Below are 1,032 nucleotides of genomic sequence, written 5' to 3' on the forward strand. Positions count from 1 at the left end.
CCATCTGATCATATCCTTCCTTATAAAAATCAAACAACTCCGGAGCGTTTATTGTTTCAGTATTTGGCTCATTTTCCATAATGTCTCCTTATTAATACCAGCACACAGTTAAATTTCTGTTATTTTTCTTCACGGTGTAGCGTGAAAAAAAATTTCACACCTTTTTCCGGAGCACTTTCAATCCAGATTTTTCCATTGTGCCGCTCAATGATATCTCGAGCGACCGGAAGCCCCAGACCCATCCCCCCTTTGTGTTTAGCCAGACGATTTTCGGTTTGACCGAATTTTTCAAAAATCATCTCCTGATATACAATCGGAATGTCCGGACCAGTGTTGGCAACGGATATTTCGATTGTGGATTTTGGGTCTTCAGAATTTGAATTTTGGTATTTCGCTTCCAAAATAATCTTGCCATGTGCTGGTGTGTATTTAATTGCATTGGACATCAGGTTAGCCATCACATGGGTAATGAGGTGTTTATCAGCAAAAGCGTCCGGGAGATCGGGGGGGATTATTTTCGTAAAACAAATACATTTGTGTTGTGATTCCTCTTTATAGAATGAAATAAAATGATCAAATAGCGGTGCCACCGGAAAAGTACTTTTTTTGAGTTTGTCCAAATTAGTATCAACTCTGGAAACATCCAAAAAATTATTGATCAGGGTTGTTAAGCGTTCACTTTCTTTTTTAATGATGTTCAAGAATTCTTCCTGGGTCTCCCAGGGTTCATCTTTGTACATCAAAAGCATTTCACAATAACTTTTAATTGAGGTCAGGGGGGTTCTTAAATCATGTCCCAACATGTGTAAGAATTTCGATTTTTGATGATCCAATTCCCTTAACCTCTTCCCTGTGGTGATGAGGTTTTCGTATAATATGGCATTTTCAAAAAGGACATTGGACTGATTGATCAACACACCAACGCTATCCCTTTTGTCTTCTCCTGGATCATTTATAATCAACAGTCCGATAATTTCACCTTTTCGCTTTATGGGCCATACCATCCATTCCTCAAAATTGGGATCGCAGAAA

Annotated in this window: 1 protein-coding gene; it reads right to left on the minus strand. The window is 38.6% G+C overall.

The features are described from left to right. Nucleotides 1-119: 119 nt before the first annotated feature. A partial coding sequence (locus U9P79_01985; protein ID MEA2103399.1) for a HAMP domain-containing sensor histidine kinase occupies nucleotides 120-1,032 on the minus strand: 913 nt, incomplete at its 5' end.

Source organism: Candidatus Cloacimonadota bacterium (genome assembly GCA_034661015.1).
In the GTDB taxonomy this organism is placed as follows: Bacteria; Cloacimonadota; Cloacimonadia; order JGIOTU-2; family JGIOTU-2; genus JAYEKN01.